This window comes from Vibrio sp. NFR (genome assembly GCF_027587095.1).
GTDB lineage: Bacteria > Pseudomonadota > Gammaproteobacteria > Enterobacterales > Vibrionaceae > Vibrio > Vibrio harveyi.
The window spans coordinates 322,494-342,807 of the sequence record NZ_JAPPTN010000003.1 but is presented as its reverse complement, the minus strand read 5'-3'; the positions used below and the strand labels follow the sequence as shown (position 1 = coordinate 342,807).

General features: G+C 41.5%; 20 protein-coding genes. 10 read left to right on the top strand and 10 right to left on the bottom strand.

Translation table 11 applies throughout. The features are described 5' to 3' along the window. Window positions 1-47: 47 nt before the first annotated feature. Genes OH463_RS08095 through OH463_RS08085 form a run of 3 tightly spaced genes read right to left on the bottom strand, consistent with a single transcriptional unit; the run spans window position 48 to window position 2,724 of the window. Entirely contained in the window at window positions 48-836 is a 789-nt protein-coding gene (locus OH463_RS08095) for a glycosyltransferase family 2 protein (RefSeq protein WP_005535598.1), read from the bottom strand. Further along, complete coding sequence (locus tag OH463_RS08090; RefSeq protein WP_009698950.1) at window positions 833-1,600, bottom strand: glycosyltransferase family 2 protein; 768 nt, start codon at window positions 1,598-1,600, stop codon at window positions 833-835. Before OH463_RS08090 ends, OH463_RS08095 begins: the two co-directional genes overlap by 4 nt. Before the next feature lie 38 nt (window positions 1,601-1,638). Further along, a complete protein-coding gene (locus tag OH463_RS08085; RefSeq protein WP_017189984.1) occupies window positions 1,639-2,724 on the bottom strand; it encodes a glycosyltransferase family 9 protein in 1,086 nt (361 codons plus the stop codon). Between the two features lie 104 nt (window positions 2,725-2,828). On the opposite strand from OH463_RS08085, the gene OH463_RS08080 reads away from it, so the two are divergent. From OH463_RS08080 to OH463_RS08045, 8 genes are all read left to right on the top strand, one after another. Next, window positions 2,829-3,233, top strand: coding sequence for a diacylglycerol kinase (locus OH463_RS08080; protein ID WP_005449346.1), 405 nt, complete (start codon window positions 2,829-2,831; stop codon window positions 3,231-3,233). A 24-nt stretch (window positions 3,234-3,257) separates the two neighbouring features. Further along, window positions 3,258-3,968, top strand: a complete 711-nt coding sequence (locus tag OH463_RS08075; protein WP_009698948.1) for a 3-deoxy-D-manno-octulosonic acid kinase — start codon at window positions 3,258-3,260, stop codon at window positions 3,966-3,968. A 146-nt stretch (window positions 3,969-4,114) separates the two neighbouring features. Beyond that, window positions 4,115-5,179: a dTDP-glucose 4,6-dehydratase gene (rfbB, locus tag OH463_RS08070; protein ID WP_009698947.1), complete on the top strand. Its 1,065-nt coding sequence runs from the start codon at window positions 4,115-4,117 to the stop codon at window positions 5,177-5,179. Further along, complete coding sequence (gene rfbA, locus OH463_RS08065) at window positions 5,179-6,045, top strand: glucose-1-phosphate thymidylyltransferase RfbA (protein WP_269990967.1); 867 nt, start codon at window positions 5,179-5,181, stop codon at window positions 6,043-6,045. Before rfbB ends, rfbA begins: the two co-directional genes overlap by 1 nt. Beyond that, window positions 6,046-6,471 carry a sugar 3,4-ketoisomerase gene (locus OH463_RS08060; RefSeq protein WP_009698945.1) on the top strand — a complete coding sequence of 142 codons (426 nt, stop codon included), beginning with the start codon at window positions 6,046-6,048 and terminating at the stop codon, window positions 6,469-6,471. 127 nt (window positions 6,472-6,598) lie between these two features. After that, window positions 6,599-7,438 (top strand): GNAT family N-acetyltransferase, encoded by an 840-nt coding sequence (locus OH463_RS08055; protein ID WP_234331555.1) that lies wholly within the window; start codon window positions 6,599-6,601, stop codon window positions 7,436-7,438. Then, entirely contained in the window at window positions 7,431-8,537 is a 1,107-nt protein-coding gene (locus tag OH463_RS08050) for a DegT/DnrJ/EryC1/StrS family aminotransferase (protein WP_009698943.1), read from the top strand. Before OH463_RS08055 ends, OH463_RS08050 begins: the two co-directional genes overlap by 8 nt. A 14-nt stretch (window positions 8,538-8,551) precedes the next feature. Continuing rightward, window positions 8,552-9,469, top strand: a complete 918-nt coding sequence (locus OH463_RS08045; RefSeq protein WP_009698942.1) for a glycosyltransferase — start codon at window positions 8,552-8,554, stop codon at window positions 9,467-9,469. 3 nt (window positions 9,470-9,472) lie between these two features. Here OH463_RS08045 and OH463_RS08040 read toward each other — a convergent pair whose 3' ends face one another. Then, entirely contained in the window at window positions 9,473-10,729 is a 1,257-nt protein-coding gene (locus OH463_RS08040) for a CDP-glycerol glycerophosphotransferase family protein (protein WP_033008834.1), read from the bottom strand. A gap of 73 nt (window positions 10,730-10,802) precedes the next feature. Between OH463_RS08040 and OH463_RS08035 the strand changes: the two genes are divergently transcribed. Next, window positions 10,803-12,419, top strand: coding sequence for an asparagine synthetase B family protein (locus OH463_RS08035; protein ID WP_239210496.1), 1,617 nt, complete (start codon window positions 10,803-10,805; stop codon window positions 12,417-12,419). Next, window positions 12,416-12,844 (top strand): adenylyltransferase/cytidyltransferase family protein, encoded by a 429-nt coding sequence (locus OH463_RS08030; RefSeq protein ID WP_069218240.1) that lies wholly within the window; start codon window positions 12,416-12,418, stop codon window positions 12,842-12,844. The genes OH463_RS08035 and OH463_RS08030 overlap by 4 nt, the downstream gene beginning before the upstream one ends. A gap of 61 nt (window positions 12,845-12,905) precedes the next feature. On the opposite strand, the gene waaA is transcribed toward OH463_RS08030, so the two are convergent. From waaA to OH463_RS08000, 6 genes are all read right to left on the bottom strand, one after another. Beyond that, the gene (gene waaA / locus OH463_RS08025) at window positions 12,906-14,171 is read right to left on the bottom strand and encodes a lipid IV(A) 3-deoxy-D-manno-octulosonic acid transferase (RefSeq protein ID WP_269990966.1); all 1,266 of its coding nucleotides are present in this window, start codon (window positions 14,169-14,171) and stop codon (window positions 12,906-12,908) included. Continuing rightward, window positions 14,165-15,220 carry a lipopolysaccharide heptosyltransferase II gene (gene waaF, locus OH463_RS08020; RefSeq protein ID WP_009698937.1) on the bottom strand — a complete coding sequence of 352 codons (1,056 nt, stop codon included), beginning with the start codon at window positions 15,218-15,220 and terminating at the stop codon, window positions 14,165-14,167. The genes waaA and waaF overlap by 7 nt, the downstream gene beginning before the upstream one ends. Beyond that, complete coding sequence (locus OH463_RS08015; RefSeq protein WP_009698936.1) at window positions 15,217-15,939, bottom strand: glycosyltransferase family 25 protein; 723 nt, start codon at window positions 15,937-15,939, stop codon at window positions 15,217-15,219. Before OH463_RS08015 ends, waaF begins: the two co-directional genes overlap by 4 nt. Further along, complete coding sequence (lpxM, locus tag OH463_RS08010; protein ID WP_269990965.1) at window positions 15,936-16,922, bottom strand: lauroyl-Kdo(2)-lipid IV(A) myristoyltransferase; 987 nt, start codon at window positions 16,920-16,922, stop codon at window positions 15,936-15,938. The genes OH463_RS08015 and lpxM overlap by 4 nt, the downstream gene beginning before the upstream one ends. A 115-nt stretch (window positions 16,923-17,037) precedes the next feature. After that, window positions 17,038-17,979: an ADP-glyceromanno-heptose 6-epimerase gene (gene rfaD / locus OH463_RS08005; protein ID WP_005449311.1), complete on the bottom strand. Its 942-nt coding sequence runs from the start codon at window positions 17,977-17,979 to the stop codon at window positions 17,038-17,040. Window positions 17,980-18,115: 136 nt separating this feature from the next. Further along, window positions 18,116-20,314 (bottom strand): YjbH domain-containing protein, encoded by a 2,199-nt coding sequence (locus OH463_RS08000; protein ID WP_269990964.1) that lies wholly within the window; start codon window positions 20,312-20,314, stop codon window positions 18,116-18,118.

Here is a 20,314-nt window from a genome sequence, read left to right as displayed (position 1 = left end):
AAAGGGGCGAAACGCCCCTTTCATATTTTTATAAGCTTCTAAAGTTTTTACGCTTCTAGAAATTGGTCAACACCGTTTTCGCAACGCTTAAGTTTGTTTTTAATGGTGTTATCTAAGATCTCATCGTTTTGACCCAATGACGCACGAGAGTTTTCTACGTGATATAAGTGGTAACCCACACCGGCGAATTTTAGGTAAAGACGTGACTTGTTTGAGTTAAGCATGCGATGAACAAATTCGCTGTCTTCACGTCCCCAACCGACAAAATCTTGGTTGAAGCCATTCACCTCGATAACATCTTGTCGCCAAAACGCCATATTACAGCCGCGAGTCGCCTTATCGTTGTTGCGTTCGTATGAGAACCAGTTCGATAGCAATGAGTTTGTGATGCAGTTCTTACGGTTACGGATCCCTTTGCTAAATACAGAAGGAACCAATCCGTTTTCCATAATTTCACGGCTGCACGCTTCGTCAGTCAGAACTCGACCACCTTGAACAAACCAATTTGGTTTTGCCACGCGTTTGTGGGACTCAATAAAGGTTTGTGACAATACCATGTCGCCATCGATCATGATTAGGTAATCGCCTGATGCTTTAGCGATTGCACGGTTTCGACTCATAGAAAGCTGGAAGCCATTGTCTTCATGCCAACTGTGTACCAGTGGAACCGGAAAACCTTCACGCATTTGGTCAATCATTGCTTTGGTATCTTCACGAGAACCATCATCTGCCACAATAACTTCATCAGGCAAAACGGTTTGGCGCTTTACACTTTCTAACACGGATTTTAAGGCTTCTTTCCAGTTATAAGTGGTAATAATTAAAGTCGTTTTCATTGTTTTTTCGCCTGTTCGCGTAAGTATAAGTCGATGTATTTAACGAAGGTAGAATGCATGCTTAACCACGCAAGGATGAAGCCATGCTTACCATCAAGAAAACCACGCTTAAGAATGTACATCTTCAAAAAGCTGGCTAATGCATGGATGATTGCCGTGCTGAGACCGGATTTTTTCCTGCCTTCTCGCTCGTCTGTCCAAGCTTTGAGGTAACCTGTGGTTTTGTTGATGTAATGATGGAGGTGTTCGTACGTATAGTGGTGTAATCTGCCATCCAGTTTCTTGATTGCAAAGCCTTTATCTTCGACTTTTTCATGCACTAAAGCATCATTGTAGTGGGTATAACTGGTGCGGTAGAGACGAACGATCCAATCTGGTGACCATCCTGAGTGGTAGATAAATTTACCAAACGCGGCACTCAGACGATTCACTTTGTACAGTGTGTTTGGCTCGTCATTCTCAACGGCTTTTAAAATGCTTTCTTTCAGCTCTGGCGTGACTTGTTCGTCGGCATCCAACCAAAGCACATAATCTGCGGTTACGTATTGCTGAGCAAGTTGGCGCTGTTTGCCAAATCCTGGCCACTCCAAGTTGGTGTAAAACTTGTCGGTATATTGTCTGGCGATTTCTTCAGTGCGATCAGTACTGCCTGAATCAAGAAGGACAATCTCATCAGCCCAATCTTTCACTGTGTCTAGACAAGCTTGTAGATGCTTCTCTTCATTTTTCACGATTAAGGCAACGGCTAAAGTGGGTTTAGACAAGTTGGTTTCCTTCTTAAACAATCTTATATAGGGGGAGTTTACTGATATTGGGGATACAAATCTTCTACGACTTGATCAAACATAACCATTACACGATCACTCGTGATACGATTCATCGCTTTTTCATCTTTTGCTCGCGTTCGCCAGCTAAGCTCTTGGCTGGTTTTTCCAGTCTCTGCAAAAATGGTCTCTTCATACACTGAAACGGCGTATTTCAAATAGTTATAAGGACCAACACGGACAGGGTTATGGTGAGCATACAAGCCAATAATTGGAGTTTGCATTGCACTTGCCATGTGGGCAGGACCAGTATCTGGTGCAATCACCATCTCAACCTTATCAATCAGTGCCAGCATTTGCATGATGGAGCTTTCTCCAACCAAGTTTAAGCAAGGCTCTGTAAGTAAAGATTGAATGCGCTCAGCTAAGTCGACTTCCACTTTCGCTGGGCTACCCGCTAAGATGACATTCCAGCCTTTCTCTCGAGCGTGGTTGATAACATCAACATAACCTTCTGCATTCCAGTTCTTATAAGCTTTGCTTGCCCCCGGGACCAACAATAGATTCGGCTTACCAGCTTGGCGCTGAGTTTTCGAGACCTTAGTTTCTGAAATCTTAGTTTCTGCCCAGAGAGCATCTTGCTCTGAGTACGACAATGACCAAGTAAGTTCTGACTGAGGCACACCAATTTGATGGGCAAACGCCATTAAACCATCCGCAACATGCAAAGAGCTTGGTGAAGGAACTTTGACATTGGTGAACAAAGTTTGAAAGTCTTGGCTACGGTCAGAAGAGAACCCAAGTTTGTACTTCGCTTTAATACCTAACGTCGCCACGCTCGCTCGAATGGCATATTGCATATGAAGCAAAGCATCGAACTTGCGTCCTTTGAGCTGCTTCCACAATGACTTATAACCATCAAGACCTGCTTTTTTATCAAACACAATCACTTCAACACCATCTATCGCTTGCAGCAACTGAGCTTCAAGCTTGCCAGTAATCCAAGTGATATGGGTATCAGGCCATTGTTTTTGAATCGCTTGAACCGTCGCAATGGTATTACAAACGTCGCCGATGGCGGATAAACGCAATATACAGAGTGAAGAAGGGGCAGAAGTGAACATAGTTATTGTCTGATAAGATAAATAGATGCAGGTAAATTATGCAGACATCCCCAATAAATGTAAAATACACCGCTTCTATAATGAGTACTGACGAGCCCCTCTTAATGTCAAAGACAAAACAACACCAATCATTGAACTCAGGTAAACCTGGAAACACGGGTTTGACGCGCGTCATCAAAGCGGCTGGATATTCTGCAAAAGGGCTGAAAGCAGCGTTTAAACATGAAGCAGCCATCAGGCAAGAATTAGCCATGCTGGTACTTGCGATTGCATTGGTGTGTGTATTTGATTTAAGTGTTGTAGAACGCATTCTCATGTTAGGCGTTGTAGTGTTAGTGTTTATCGTTGAACTGATTAACTCTGCCATTGAAGCCGTTGTTGATAGAATTGGTGTCGAGCATCATGAACTGAGTGGGCGAGCAAAAGACATTGGCTCAGCCGCAGTGATGGTTGCGCTATTTTTTGCTGGCTTTACATGGCTGTATATTCTTATCAGCCACTACTTTTAATAAAATCTAACGGCAACTTTCGACATGACTCAGAGTTATCAACAAGGCAATAGCATGGTGTGGTTTGATGATGAAATCATCACTGACCCAAGCCAAGCGTTGTTTGATGCCCAATATTGGCAAGAGCAAGATAAAGTGGTGGGCAGCGCATCCGGACGTGGAACCACATGGTTTGTTCAACTTGATACTATGCAAGCTGCTTTGCGTCATTACCGCCGTGGTGGTTTATTTGGCAAGTTGGTTGAAGATCACTATTGGTTTACTGGATGGGAGCAGACTCGTAGCCTACAAGAGTTTAATCTGCTCAGAGTGCTGATTGAGTCTGGTGTGAATGTCCCTCGACCGATTGCTGCGCGCGCAGTTAAAACGGGCTTAACTTACCAAGCGGATCTTTTGAGCGAAAGAATTCCCAACGCCAAAGACTTGGTCAGTATTTTGCAAGAAAACCCATTACCGGAAGCGATGTACCAGAAGGTAGGGCAAGAAATTGCCAAGATGCACAACGTCAACGTGAACCATACCGATCTGAACATTCATAACATCTTAATTGATGAGCAAGAAAAGGTATGGATCATCGATTTTGATAAATGCTCTCAGCAACCGGATGGTGATTGGAAGCAAGGCAACTTAGAGCGTTTGAAGCGCTCGTTTCTGAAAGAGCTGAACAAACGTCAAATACATTGGCAAGAAAGCGACTTCGCTGTGCTTGAAAAGGCGTACTCTTTAAGTCGTTAGGTGCCAACGACGAACAATCAAAAATTTAGACTTGGCTATCTTATTAAGGTAAGCCAAGTGGCGTAGTTTAAGCGCACATTTAACTACAATTAAACAAGATTTCTCGTGCTTTACGTGAGCACAATATTAAGCAGGTAACGTTCATAATGAAAATACTAGTAACTGGTGGTGCTGGTTTTATTGGCTCTGCAGTCATAAGACACATCATTCGTGATACCCAAGATACCGTCATTAACCTAGATAAATTGACTTACGCTGGCAATTTAGAGTCCTTAGCGGAAGTATCGGATAGTGAACGTTACCATTTTGAGCATGTTGATATCTGTCAACGTGACGAGCTTGATCGCGTATTTGCAAAGCATCAACCTGATCTCGTGATGCACCTTGCGGCTGAATCGCACGTAGATCGTTCCATTGATGGACCTGCGGCATTTATTGAAACCAATGTCATGGGGACGTATCACCTTCTTGAATCGGCTCGTCAATATTGGTCGACACTGGATGAGACACGCAAAGCCGCTTTCCGTTTCCATCATATTTCTACTGATGAAGTGTATGGTGACCTAGAAGGTACGGATGATTTGTTTACTGAAACTACATCCTATGCGCCGAGTAGCCCGTACTCTGCTTCTAAAGCGTCCAGCGATCATCTTGTTCGAGCGTGGCAACGCACTTACGGTTTTCCTACGTTGGTGACCAACTGCTCGAACAACTATGGACCTTACCATTTCCCAGAGAAACTGATCCCACTGATGATTTTGAATGCCTTGGATGGCAAGCCGTTACCTGTGTACGGTGATGGTATGCAAATCCGTGATTGGCTGTTCGTCGAAGATCATGCTCGCGCACTCTACAAAGTCGTGACAGAAGGTGAAATTGGCGAGACATACAACATCGGTGGTCACAATGAAAAAGCGAACATTGAAGTAGTGAAAACCATTTGCTCGTTACTTGAAGAGTTTCGACCAAACAAACCTGCAGGTGTTGAATCTTATGAATCGTTGATCACGTATGTGAAAGATCGACCAGGTCATGATGTACGCTATGCAATTGATGCAACAAAAATTGCTCGAGAGCTGAACTGGACGCCTGAAGAAACATTCGAAAGTGGCATTCGAAAAACCGTTGAATGGTATCTAAATAACCAGCAATGGTGGCAACGTGTGCTTGATGGCTCATACAGTCTTGAACGATTAGGAGCGGGTGAATAATGAAAGGTATTATTCTTGCTGGTGGTTCTGGTACGCGTTTATACCCAATCACACGAGGCGTTTCTAAGCAGTTACTGCCTGTATACGATAAGCCAATGATCTACTACCCACTGTCAGTACTTATGCTTGCTGGTATTCGTGAGATTTTGGTGATTACCACTCCTGAAGACCAAGAAGGTTTTCAGCGCTTGCTTGGTGGTGGCTCTGACTTTGGTATCGAACTGCAATACGCAATCCAACCCACGCCAGATGGTCTAGCTCAAGCATTCATTATTGGTGAAGAGTTTATCGGTGATGACTCTGTGTGTTTGGTTCTAGGCGACAATATCTTTTATGGACAGGGTTTTTCGCCAAAACTTCAGCAAGCAGCGGCTTTAAGTGAAGGAGCAACTGTTTTTGGTTATAAAGTAAAAGACGCTGAGCGTTTTGGTGTCGTTGAATTTGATGATCAAATGCGAGCTCTTTCAATTGAAGAAAAGCCAGTTGAACCGAAATCAAACTATGCGGTGACAGGCTTATATTTTTACGACAATGATGTCGTTAAAATCGCAAAGACCATTGAGCCTTCTCACCGAGGAGAGCTTGAGATCACAAGTATCAACCAAGCTTATCTAGAGAAAGGAAAGTTAACCGTTGATATTTTAGGGCGAGGCTTTGCGTGGTTAGATACCGGGACACATGGCAGTTTGCTTGAAGCTTCGCACTTTGTTGAAACGATCGAAAAACGTCAAGGCTATAAAGTGGCATGTCTTGAAGAAATTGCCTATCGCCATGGGTGGTTAACGAAAGAGCAAATCCAGAAGGCGGGTAAAGCGTTGTCCAAAAATGATTATGGGCGCTACCTTCTAGAGTTATTGGAAGAATAAATGTCTAATATACAGCTGATTTCTTTCCAAAAAATGGGTGATGAGCGAGGCTCTTTGATCTCATTAGAGCAAAATAAAAACATTCCGTTTGATATCAAGCGTATTTACTACATTTTTGATACTCAAAGTGGGTTATCAAGAGGTTTTCACGCTCACTACGATTTAGAGCAAGTTGCAATTTGTATGAAAGGTAGTGTTACGTTCTTGATTGATGACGGGACAACGAAGGAGCGGGTGACGTTATCTTCTCCGGATGTCGGTCTGCATATCAAAGGGCTTAAATGGCGAGAGATGCACGACTTTTCAGAAGATTGTGTGTTGATGGTTGTTGCAAGCGACTTCTATGATGAAGCCGATTATATTCGAAATTATAGTGATTTTTTGTTAGCAGTTGAAAACGTTAACAATATTAGAGTTTCAGATTGATTTTAACAGTGTTTAAACCAGGTCATTTTCGATGAGAGTTACAAGATATTCAGATGAGTTTAAGAGCGATTGGGATTTATACTTATCTAAATGTAGAAATAAACACTTCATGTTTAATAGAGATTACATGGAGTATCACAAGGATAGATTCAATGATCATTCATTGATGATATTTGATGATAAAAATAGAATTATATCTTTGCTTCCTGCAAATGAATCTGGCACTACCATTTTCACTCATCAAGGCTTAACTTTTGGTGGTTTTTTGAGTTGTGGGTTAATGACAACGGAGAAAATGTTGCAAGTTTTTTCTGTCGTTCTCGAGTACTACAAGTCTCAAGGAATGGATAAGTTAATCTACAAAAAGATGCCATACATATATTCAGATAATGCTTGTGAAGAAGATTTGTACGCACTTTTTAGAATCAATGCTGAGTTATACCGAAGAGATGTAAGTTCAACTATCTTTATGAGCAACAGGTTGCCATACCATAGAAGTCGTAGCTTCAAAAAAGCAATCAAAAATGGTGTAACCATTAAAGAAGTTGATAGCTTTGATGCATACTGGAAGTTGCTAAATGATGTATTGTCGAAACAACATGGTGTAAATCCAGTTCATACTTTGGATGAAATTACCCATCTTGGTTCTATTTTTAAAGATAATATTAAATGTTACTTAGCTTATCATGAAGATGAAGTTCTGGCTGGTTCAGTCGTATTTGAGAATGAAAATATCGTTCACTGTCAATATCTTGCGTCAAATGATCTAGGACGAAAACTAGGTGCGTTGGATTTGGTTATTCATCACTTGATTACTGAAGTGTATCCAGAAAAAAGCTATTTTGATTTTGGTAACTCCAACGAAGACAATGGTAAGTATTTAAATACAGGTCTTATTTTTCAAAAAGAAGCTTTTGGTGCAAGAGCTGTTGTTCATGACTTTTATGAGATTAATATAAATGGTTAATTTTCTCGACCTTAAAACACTAAACGATGAATATAAGCAAGAGCTTAAAGAGGCTTGCAACAGGGTTATCGATTCTGGTTGGTATATTCTTGGTTCTGAGACGGAAAGTTTTGAAAGTGAATTTGCGAAGTTCTGCGGTGTTAAGCACTGTATTGGAGTAGCAAATGGGCTTGATGCATTAACTTTAACCTTGAAAGCATGGCGAGAGCTAGGAAAAATCAAGGATGGTGATGAAGTTATCGTTCCAGCAAATACATATATTGCCTCTGTTCTAGCAATTACTGAAGCTCGACTAACTCCTGTATTTGTTGAACCGGATGAGAAGACTCACAATATCTGTCCACTTGCAATTGAAGCAGCGATTACGGATAAGACCAAAGTTATTTTGCCAGTCCACTTATATGGTCAATTAGCGGATATGCCAGTAATTCTTGATATCGCTAAAAAGTACGACTTACTCGTTTTAGAAGATAGTGCTCAATCTCATGGTGCAAGCTTAGAAGATACTCGATCTGGAGCATTTGGTGATGCATCCGGTTTTAGCTTTTATCCAGGAAAAAACCTAGGTGCATTAGGTGATGGTGGTGCTATCACAACCAATGACGATACGCTTGCAGATACCTTGAAAGCTCTAAGAAACTATGGCTCTCATGTTAAGTATCAAAACATCTATCCTGGGCAAAATAGCCGCCTTGATGAAATCCAAGCAGCGATGCTCCGGGTTAAGTTGAAATATTTGGAAAAACAAACGCAAGCAAGACGTAATCTAGCTGAGTTTTATTTGTCAAATATGACGAATCCTCTCATCGAATTACCATTAATCGATGAACCAGAATCTCATGTTTGGCACTTGTTCGTTATACGAACGAAATACCGCGATGAGTTAGTAGCTCACCTTGCGGATAACGGAATTCAAACGCAAGTACATTACCCTATAGCACCTCATAAGCAGCAGGCGTACAAACAATACAACCATCTTGTTTTGCCTATTACTGAGAAATTGCAGACCGAAGTATTATCATTGCCGATGTCTCCGTGTTTGACTGACGAAGAAAAAGCACTTGTTGTCGATGCAATCAATAGCTTTCAAATCGATTGATGAGGAAAGGTAATGTGAAGATTCTAGATGATGTTGTTTATGTATTATTTTGCTATAAGCAAGAAGAGTATATAAGAGAGAGTCTAAGATCGATATTCAACCAAACAGCTTGGCCAGGCTTGGTTTTAGTATTAGATGATTGCTCTCCCGATAAGAGTCACGATCTTATACTTCAAGAGATCGATGCTGCGCCAGAAGGCTTGAATGTCGAATATCGACACAATGAGAAAAATATTGGTCTTGTTAGCCAAATTAATTCCCTGAGAGGAAAGTTTTCCGAAAAGCTGATAATTGTTCAAGCTGGTGACGACATTGCTTATCCGGAGAGAGTAGAGCAAACATACTCTGCTTGGGTCAACAATAATAAACCGTCTTTGATTATTGGTGGCTTTGAGAAAATCTCTGAGTGTGGCGAAGTTATCGAAAGCTTTAAATCAGAAGGCGTTTCTATTAAACCGTACTCCCTAGACAACATAATCAATAGAAAGTGCATAGTTAATGGTTGTTGTGCCGCGTATAGCGCAGAAATTTTGGACTTGTTTGAGCCGTATGATTTTGGTTTGATAAACGAAGACAGAATTAATGTCATTCGAGCTTTTCTTTTAAATGGAACCCATTATGAACACAAGCTATGGTTGAAGTACCGAGTCGGTGGGGTTTCTGATTTTAGTAAGACAACATACGAAGATAAGTATAGAAATATAGTTGTCAATGCTGAAAGAGAACTGAAAGACCTCGAAATGAATTTAGTCGATGTTAACAGTAAGCCAAATGCACAAGTAGTAAGCGCAATAGAAAAAAGAGTGAAGATAGCTAAGTTTATGATGGGAATTCCATACAATAAGTCAAAGCTATATATATATACTCTGACTTACCTTTTGAAAACTGGTGATTTTCATAATGCATTTAAAGTCTTGCGAAGAATGAAGTAGCCCCTAATTGGGGCTATCCATTAGTTTTTCTTTTATGTGAGATATTATTTTTTGAGTTGGTGTCTTGTCAGCAAAGTGAACCAAAATATCATTTTCTAAAAATGTATTATCAACTTTTGCTGTTCCATCAATAACTTCACTTATAAATTGATTGATATCCTTTTCAGAATGACCTTTTGTACAACAATCGTAGGCTTTGTTACCAAACGCATTTTGATAATTTCGAATGTCTTCACTAAGAGATAAGTATAATACAGGTTTTTTAACATAGAGATACTCTGCCAAGAAAGAGCCACTATCATGAATCATTGCATCTGAAGATTTAAATAGATCGTAATAATCCCCTTCTTCCAGTTGACAGTGCTGGGAGTTTTTCCAGTAATCATAATATTCGTCGGTTTTTTCTTTGCCCCAATCAGTATGATGGTACAGTTTTTCTTTTAATAATGGGTGTGGTTTAAAAGCCCATTGAATATCATCTTTGTGCTTTTCAGAAAGCTCTTTAATAACATCAGAAAACTTGATGAAAGTACTATATGGAAGTTCAGGTGTGTCGATAGTGTGATGTGGAGCAAAGATAACTTTTCGTTTTGTATTCTCTTGTTGCTTCCAAGGGCTCTCGTTAGGCTGGTTATCTTCAAGCAAAGGCTCCATGGAAGGGTAACCTGTCACAATGACGTTTTTTCCTTTTTGAATAGCGTATTCTTTGAATATATCCATGTCATCGAAGTGAGGTGCATAGATAGCCCACATCATATTGTGAAAATCTTGATTGTACTGTGATTTATAATTATTGTATTTAGATACTTGGTGGGCGTAAGGAATATAAACTGATAGGTATTTACTATATGCTTTTGCGTAGTATTCTTTTTTAGTTAGTTTATGAGGGTTAGAGAAAAATATAAGATCAATACCTAATGAATCTATATCTACCCAGTTCGAACTATTTTCATCATAAGAACTTACGACAGGATATCCTTTCTTTTCAAAAAAGCTAACATTCGTTTTTATATCTTCGATCGCTTGATTATCTTCAATATTATTTACAGGGCAGATGAAAATAAATGGTTCGAAATAATCATCTTCTAACATTGCTTTGAAAACTGGGTCACTTTTCCATACACTATGATGTAAAACAAAAAATCCAACTTTGATCTTGTCTTTTCTCTTTATTCTTTTGACCCGTTGGTTGTCTTGGATAATCTTTTTTTGATACTTAATCTGTTTTTTTAGCGTCTTGAAAAGTGTTTTTAATGACATGTTGTGAACCTTGAAGTCTTTTACCGCAGAAAGCAGCCCCATTCTATAACCTTGAGTCGTTCTAGTGTAAACTATGGAGCAATATTTAGGCTCTAGCCGAGATGGTGGGATCATAGAGGATGATGGCATCTCGGTACAGCCAAATCTACCTCAATTTGAAGTAAGGCATAACATGTGCGGTATTTTTATCTCTAATGAACCTCAAGTAACGCAAGAGCATAGTAAGATCATTGAAGATTGCTTGCGTTTTAGAGGGCCTGATTGTTCTTCTGGTTTAGTAGAGCACTCTGGCTGGAAAGCTTATCACTCTCGACTCTCTATCATTGAACTTGGCTCAGGCAGTAACCAGCCAGTCATTGATGGAAAGGGTGGAATGTTAGTTTTTAATGGTGAGATTCTTAACTACAAAGAGTTAGGTTTTAAGTACTTTGAACGAGAGTATACGAGTGATACTACGCTTTTAAGTGATCTTATCGTTTCAGGTAAGCTTCTAGAGAATGAACTAGATGGTTTTTTTGCATTTGTATATGTCAACCCTGAAGGTACTCTCCAACATGCATGTAGAGACAAGTTTGGTGTAAAACCACTTTTTTACTTTGAATCAGATGACGGCATATCTTTTTCTTCGGAACCTAATGTTCTCAAAGAGCTCTTTGACTTACCTGTTAACCCTCAAGCAGTTGAAGAATATCATGCTGCTCGAGCTCCCATTTTCAGTGGCTCATATTTTGACGGTGTTTCTGTTGTTGAACCGGGCTCATGTTTTGTTAACGGATGCTATTTTGAAAGCTTAGATTATTTTCAAAAGTACACAGAAGTATCGCAAGATGAACTGGAAAGGCATGTCAAAGATGGTATCAACAGCCGACTGGTTGCTGATGCCAAAGTCGGTCTTTTGATGAGCAGAGGGATCGACAGTAATCTAATACATCAACTCTCTGATATCGAAAAGCTATACACAATTGGTTTTAAAGGCGATGAGGATATTACTTTTCTTAAGTCTCAAAATATTCCCAACCTTACTATCTATGAATGTGACCCTGCTGAGTACAAACAGTGTTTTGACGAGCTAATCGCTTTACGTGGTGAGCCAATGTCAGTGCCAAACGAAGTCCTTTTATACAGGATCTCAAAAGTTGCCGCTTCAGATGGCGTGAAAGTACTTCTCTCTGGTGAAGGTGCTGATGAGTTCTTTGGTGGTTATGACAGAGTATTCAATTGGGCAGCAACTTGTGATTCGTTTGATCTTGATACCTTCTTGAATTTCTATTGCTACAAAGTGCCAGATAAAGGCACAAAAACTTACAAGCACTTTTCGATGTTATTTGATGAGCTAGAGCATCTTTCTCCATTTGAGAAGGTTCGCTACTTCTTTATCAAGTATCACATGCCAGTGCTTTTCAGGCGCTTAGATTTCGCATTAATGGCTGCGGGAATTGAAGGTCGAGATCCGATAGCCAACCATCACGTATTTGAGGCAGCAATTAAATTTAGTGCTAGTCAATTGATGAATGGTTCCTTAGGTAAGTTACCGTTACGTGGTTTGATCGCACCATTAAAAGGTGATGAGTTTGCCTATGAGAAAAAAGTTGGTTTTCCAGTTGATCTAACAAAAGTATTTGATAACCCGCGATCGTTATCATCATATGAATTGTGGTTTGAAGAAAATTTAAAGGTTCTATTGAAATGATTATTGGTTACACGAGCGGTGTTTTCGACCTCTTCCATGTTGGTCACGTTAACCTTCTGCGTAATGCTAAAGCTATGTGCGATAAACTAGTCGTAGGTGTTACAGTGGATGAACTGGTTTCTTATAAAGGAAAACAATCAGTAATCCCTTACCATGAGCGTATTGAAGTTGTACGCTCTTGCAAATATGTTGATGTTGCTATTCCTCAAAAGAACATGGACAAAGCTGCGGCTGCGAAAAAGAACCACGCAAGCTACTTATTCGTAGGTGATGACTGGTATGAAACGCCAAAATGGCAAGAGCATGAGAAAGATTTAGAAGCTGTTGGGTGTAAGGTTATTTACTTTCCGTACACGGAAGGTACATCGAGCACTTTAATCAACGAAACTTTAGTTTCTCTACGAAGCGATCAGACAGAAGAGTAATTCTGACCTAATCAGCTTCGTTGTTATGTAAAAGCCAGCAATTATGCTGGCTTTTTTAGAGCTAGATTGTCACGTGCTTAATCGTCCGGGCTAATGCCCCCTGATTTTTAACGGCATATTCGTAGGCATTTTGACCATAAACATGTTGTGAATGTGGTTCAGAAATAAGATGTGTTAGGTGATTCCCAATGCCAGCAGAATCTTTGGATACTAACATCCCATTTGCCTGTATCAGATCATTTACTATGTCTTTAAAGTTGAAATAGCTAGGGCCGGTGATGACGACTTTTTTTAGTATTGCAGGCTCCAATACATTGTGTCCACCAACCTTATCTCCAACCAAGCTGCCACCCATAAAGCAGATATCTGCAGCCCCTAACAATAGAAGCATTTCTCCCATTGTATCGCCGAGATAGACTTGAGTTGAATTAGCCACGTTCTCTTGTGTGGTTCTACGTACGGTTTCAAAGCCTTGTTGTTGGCAGAGGTCGTACATATCATCAAAACGTTCTGGGTGACGAGGTACAAGGATCAAAAGTGCACCTGGGTGTGACTCTAACACTCTTTTATGTGCTGCCAAGACTTGTTCGTCTTCGCCCTTATGAGTACTTGCTGCAATCCACACAGGGCGATTTTGACCTAGCTCTTGCCTTAGTATTTTGCTCTTTTCTTTCACATCATCCGAGATTTGAATATCAAACTTAATAGAGCCAGTGACTTTCAGTTTGTCTTTATCAACCCCCAGTCGTTCAAAACGGTTTGCGTCTGACTCTGTCTGACAAAGAACTTGAGTTAGGCATGGCAACATCAGGTTAAACAAAGGCTGAACTTTGGCGTAGTTGCTACATGATTTTTCCGATAAGCGGGCATTGATCACGCTGATAGGGATACCGGCTTTATGGACCTCGTTTAACGTATTTGGCCATAGCTCCGTCTCGATGATCAGCATTTGCTTCGGTTGTGTTGTCTTCAGGAAGCGTTTTACCGCAAAGGCGAAGTCAATTGGCATATAGCGGTGCTCAACTAAATCACCCAGCTTAGCAATCTGTTCCGCTCCGGTACTCGTCGTGGTCGTAACCAGAATAGGCTGCTCAGGGTTTTGCTCTTTAAGCGCCTTAATAAAAGGCGTAGCAGCAATGCTTTCGCCGACAGAGACTGCATGTATCCAAATCGGCTTTTCGTCGCTTGTTAATTTCGGAGTAATACCAAAGTGCTCTTTCCAACGTTGACCAAATTTGGGTTTGTTTGGCTTACTTTTGTATAAGCCAAACAATAGGAAAGGCGATGCGATTGTGAGCAAGAGAGTATAGAGAATACGAATTAACATGAGCCAACAGCGATCGCTTCTAGTTTTTGAATACTATCCAAAACTTGCTTTGGCGATAACTCAGTTAAGCACTTCAAATGCTTAAACTGACACTCGCGCTTAAAGCATGGACGGCAGTCAATGTCCGTATGAACAATCTCTACCTTCTCTGCAAGTGGTGGCGTGTATTTCGGTGAGGTGGAGCCATAGACCGCCACGACATTACAGCCAACGGCCGCTGCCACGTGCATCAGACCTGAGTCGTTCGCAACAACGGTCTGGCAAGCCGCCAGAAGATCAACCGCTTCAATCAGGCTTGTTTGCCCTGCTAGAACGTGAATCTGATGCTGATGTTCTTGAGGTACTAATTGCTTGATGTTGTTGCAGGTTTCGAGATCTTTTTGAGAGCCAAACAACCATACCTGATGCCCTGATTTCGCCATTTGAATTGCCACTTCTGCATAGTGCGCTTCGGGCCATTTTTTCGCGGGACCGAATTCCGCTCCAGGGCATAGACCAACAACAGGAGATTCTTGGTTGAGATTAAACTTAGAAATCGTAGCGCTTTGTTCTTGTTTATCAATAAACAGGCTAGGGCGAGGCAATGTTTCTAAACCGCCCAGAGAAGAAGAGTCGATCATCTCCGCTTGTGAATAGGCTAATGCAACATAGCGCTCAACCATAAACTGGAAAGATTTCATATTTGGACGCAAGTCATTGAGTAGACCGTAGCGCATTTCACCTTTCCAACCAGTGCGGAGTGGGATATTAGCAAACCAAGGAATCAGTGCTGACTTTGCAGACTTCGGCAGGATGTAGGCGTGGTCGTACTGTTTTTCTCGTAGTGATTTACCAATTTCTCGACGACCCAATAAGTTGAACTCACCATGACCAATAGGCATTTCAATGGCTTGGTGGATCTCTGGCATGCGCTCAAGAATTGGTTTACACCAACCAGGTGCAATTACATCAATTTGGCTTTCTGGATGAAGTTGCTTTAAAACGATGTACAGTGACTGTGACATCACCATATCACCAACCCAAGACGGTCCGATGATGAGTATTTTCATGCTTTGTTCTTCCAGTACATAAACTTAAGAATGGATTCGTAGGTTCTGAAGAGTTCTGCGTAGATCTTATTAGGTACGGTCATCTTCGACTTGTCTTTTCTTTTAGCGCCAATCGTTGAAGCGATTTGAGCTCTAGTGAAAAGATCTGGGGCAACACTGTAAGTCTGAACATTATGACGCCATGGTTTTTCCATGTAGTCATCTACCGGTTCGATAAACTCTTGAGCATGCTTAACAAACTTAGAGGCTGCTTTCGGTGTGACAATATAAGCGGTGGTACCACAAGTCCCAGCAGAGTAGCCTCCTAGCATATGACTATCATCAATCGGTATGATTGGAGTGAATGCACGCTTCTGAGTGGCAGACAGCTTGATGTAGTCATAAGTAGAAGTCAGCGGAAGGGTATGCGTGAGTACTTGCTTTAATCCTTCTACAGGGTCGACGTTATCTTCTAAGATAATGATCGGTTCATCGAGCTCAGTACAGCGAACCCACAACTCGTAATGGCTTGAGAAGCAAGCAACTTCACTGGTTTTTAATTGATACCCTTTGCGGCGCTGAGTTATGGCTGGACGGCTTTTTTCTGAATGAAGAAAACCGTCAATAGATCCATCTACGGCATCAAAAAATTCAAACTCAATGCCCTGTTGTTTTAACTTTTCTTCAATACGTTCTCGGCGATCCAGTGATCTCGCCAAGCTTACGACAAATACTTTCACTGCACTTTCCAGTCGCTGTTATATCTTGGTTTAAACAAATTGTAATAATTATTGCCATCTTCTTGAGAGTGTAAAAGCTGCAACACCCACATGTATTGTTCAGGCTTATTTGCTACAAAGTACTCAATCGCTTGGTTACAAGTGCGAGCATCTTGTTCTTCGCCCTTGTCTAATTCAAACGCCGGTAAGATTTCGATATCAAACGTACCATCTTCTGTATTCATAGAAGCAAACATAGGTAACACTTTAGCGCGTGATAGTTTGGCAATTTTACCTAAGCCTGGGAGCGTTGCTTTTCTGGTTGCAAAGAAATCGACAAAAACGCTGTGTTCAGGACCATGATCCTGATCGGGTAAGTAATAGCCAATGTAACCGTCACGAACTGATTTCAAAAACGGCTTAACACCACCAGAGCGTTCATAAACGCGACCGCCATATTGCACGCGTTGTTCGTGCATTAGCCAATCTGCAACTTCATTTTTCTGCTTTTTTGCCATCGCAGAGACGGGCATTCCCATCGAAGCAAGTAACACCGCAGGAATATCAATCGCCCATGAGTGTGGAACCATCAAAATGACTTTCTCATCATTGTCGATGTGTTTTTGAAGGATGTCTAAACCTCGGATCTGGCAACGCTGCTGTAACCATTTAGATGAACGTAAGCTAAGTAAGCTGAAACGGAAAAAGAACAATGCTGCGGTATAAAGTGTTTTTTCAATCAGTACTTCGCGCTCTTCAAATGATTTCTCTGGGAAGCACAGCTCAAAGTTGACTCGAGCTCGGTGAGCCGGACCTTTGTGCGATTTAGCCAGTTTCTTCGCGATGGTTTTTGCTAGCCATTTTTGAACCCCTAAAGGTAATAAAGCAAGCGGCAAAGAAAGGACAACGCCTATCCACGTACCCCAATACTTCGGCGCTAAAAAGTGGCGCTCAAATTCAGGGTTATAAGCTTTAGGATCGAAATCATCACGTTGATTAGTCATGAAGTTTTAAGTACCTATATTTTTGAAGAAAGGCGATTGGGGGTCTGTAGAAATGATACTAGTAATCGTATCAGAGTAAAGGTGGTAGAGAGTTAACTACCACCTTTGAAGGGAATTAACGGTTTTGAATCGCTAGGTATTCAGCAACACCTTCTGCTACCGTTTTGAATTCTACATCACAACCAGCTGCACGAAGCTTAGTTAGGTCCGCTTGAGTGAATTCTTGGTAAGCGCCTTTTAGGTGATCAGGGAACGGAATGGTTTGGATTTCACCTTTGTTGTGGTGTTTGACCACTGCTTTTGCCACTTCTTCAAAAGATTCTGCACGACCAGTACCGCAGTTGAAGATGCCAGAAACACCATTTTCTAGGAACCAAAGGTTAACTTTGCACACATCACCAACGTAAACGAAGTCGCGTTTGAATGATTCGCTACCAGCAAATAGTTTAGGGTTTTCACCTGCATTGATTTGGTTATTTAGGTGGAAGGCTACCGATGCCATGCTACCTTTGTGATCTTCACGCGGACCGTACACATTGAAGTAGCGGAAACCAGTGATTTGAGAAAGCTGTTCACCATGCTCTTGAGCATCTTGCCATAGGCGACGCACATAGTTATCAAATTGCTGCTTTGAGTAGCCGTATACATTGAGTGCGCCTTCGTATTCACGTTCTTCAACAAACGTTTCTGTCTCGCCGTATGTTGCTGCTGATGACGCGTACAGGAATGGAATTTCACGATCTAGACAGTAATGAAGCAACTCTTTTGAGTACTCATAGTTGTTTAGCATCATGTATTTGCCGTCCCACTCGGTTGTCGCAGAACAAGCGCCTTCATGGAAGATAGCTTCGATAGGGCCGAAGTCGTCACCTGCCATGATTTGAGTAAGGAAGTCATCACGATCCATGTAATCTGTGATATCAAGATCAACTAAGTTTTTAAACTTCTTGCCATTTTTTAGGTTGTCGACAACCAGAATATCGTTAATACCTGCTTCGTTCAGTGCTTTAACAATGTTGCTGCCGATCATGCCAGCACCACCAGTTACGATGATCATAAGACTTCCACCATAGATTAAAATTTTCTCAGGAATTCTAGCAAGAAACAGAAATTAGCGCTATTGGAAGGAAAAGAAAGGTATAGAGCGCTTGGGTATAAACAAAAGGGAGCCGAAGCTCCCTTAAATAGTGTTGTTATTCAGCGTTTGACGCGTTTGGTCTTTGGTACCAAGGGTTGCGCTCGTCTGTTAATTGAATAAGTTCGTATTTTCTATTTAGCTTCTGACCACCATCACGAGTGATTGGTTGCCAAGAGAAGTTTGCTCTATTGTTACTTGGTTTCACTGTCATGATATCGTATGGAATCGAAATGTAGAGACCTTTAGTAAAACTGCCTTCACCAAACTCTTCTGCAGTTAAATTCGTAAACGAAGCGTAAGCACCGGCGATTACGCCACTGTCAAACTGCTTAGCTATGTTTATTTGAGTACCGACGTCACCACCGAGGAACTGCCCCACATCTACTTGTACCATCAAATTGGATAGAAAATCCCATTGGGGGTAGTAATACGCAGAAACGAAACCTGTGAAGCCTTTATCAATAACTTGGAAAGGATCTCCGTATTCTGGAACATACTGCCACTTTTCATCGTACACACCGAAGTAACTTTGCGGGTCGCGTTGAGAGATCAAGTTAACATCCGCACCGATCGCCCAGTTTGCGCCTTTCGGTCGGTACAAGAATTCGGTACCCACACCCGCGAACATACTTTCTAGATAACCAGCGTAGAACTGTTGGTCCATGGTATCTGAGTACTCTTTGAACCAAGTTAATTGAAGATTCTGCATAGTTACAGGATATTCATCTCTATAGGCCCTAAACATCGTGCGTACACGAGGTATCGAAGTGCCATCCGGCGGAGTGACGTAGTTAAACTTGTCGTAGTTGTTGTACCAATCCCAATAAAGAGCACCGCCTATTTCTAAGTCATCTGTCAGCCAATAAGAGGCTTCACCTTTAAGTCCCACACTAAAGAAGTAAAATGTTTCAGCAGCACCCAGTGTTTGAACCAGTTGCGGGGAAAAACCATAATCGAAACGCTCAAAACCGTCGTAGATAGGATTACCTTGTGGTTTTTCATTTCCTTTTGAAGTTGCATCTTCAATGCTAGGAGTGAGGTAGTTTACTTCAGTGAAGTCTCGGAATTTCTCTTTCGAGATAGCCGTTTGATCACCGATTAATCCACCACTACGTTCATTAATAGTAAAGGTATCAATGTTGTTTGGCATTTCGTTGTAAAGGATTGCCGCCGCTTTTTCATGAGCTTCGTTGCGATCACGATACTTTTTCTGTTCGCCAACAATCGAGACGGTATTGTCTTCAACATAGAGTTGGGTATTTTGGTAGCCAGCAATCTTATCCAGCTCCTCGGTAACGCGTTCCCAATCTACATCAGACAGTTGCTCTGGTTGTTTGTCTTCAACTTCTGGAGTTGGAGCATCACGCCAGAAAGACGGCATATCATTGAAGTTTGTGTAAAGGCTTACGCCTGCAACTAACGTATCACCGCGCTCGTAGCTCAAACGAAAATCTGCCATATGTCCTAAACGATACAAAACACCAAAGTTCCAAGGTGTATGAGGTGTCATGTCTACACCACCGCGTACTACAGGGAAATCTTCGCTGTAATCGTTGCTATCGTATTCAAGCTTAAAGCGCAGTGGTGCGTGCAAAGTTTGATACTCTACACCACCAAAGAGTGCTGCAGGACCTTTGAACCAACGTTCAAAATCCACACTTCCGCCGTTATTTTTGAAATCTGAAGGACGTTCACAGAAACTATCGGACAGCTTACAAGCTGGGTTGCTGATGTTGTCGCGCGTACCTAAGTAGCCCCAGCCCATACCTAAAGTGAAATCAAAGGTACCAAGGTTTGGGTTAGAGTAACGTTTTGTTGCAGCAACAAACTCACCATCAAAAAGACCGGTGCCTGCAAAGTCACGCACACCCACAGAAAGCTCTGGCAAGTACTCTGACTCTTGCAAAAGTCGAACTTTAAAATCGATGCCTTTGTCAGTGTATTTGGTATCACCCGAGAAGCTTGGATCATCACTATAAAAGAGATCATTCACCATGGTGTAGCGGATGGTCGTTTCTAACCATGGCATCACTTGTAGTGTGACATTATAGAAAAGGTACTCATCGCTGCCGGTAACAGCAAAGTTAAACTCGCCTTCAGGTGCCATACGACCTGTTGGCATCTGCATTAAGCCGACACCACCAAAGTCCATTTGTGATGGTTGCAATGGTGGTGCTTCGAAAGGCATGTCTTGAGCCCACACCAACGCTGGACCCATTAAAGAAAGGGATAAACTGGTTCTGATCAGATTCAT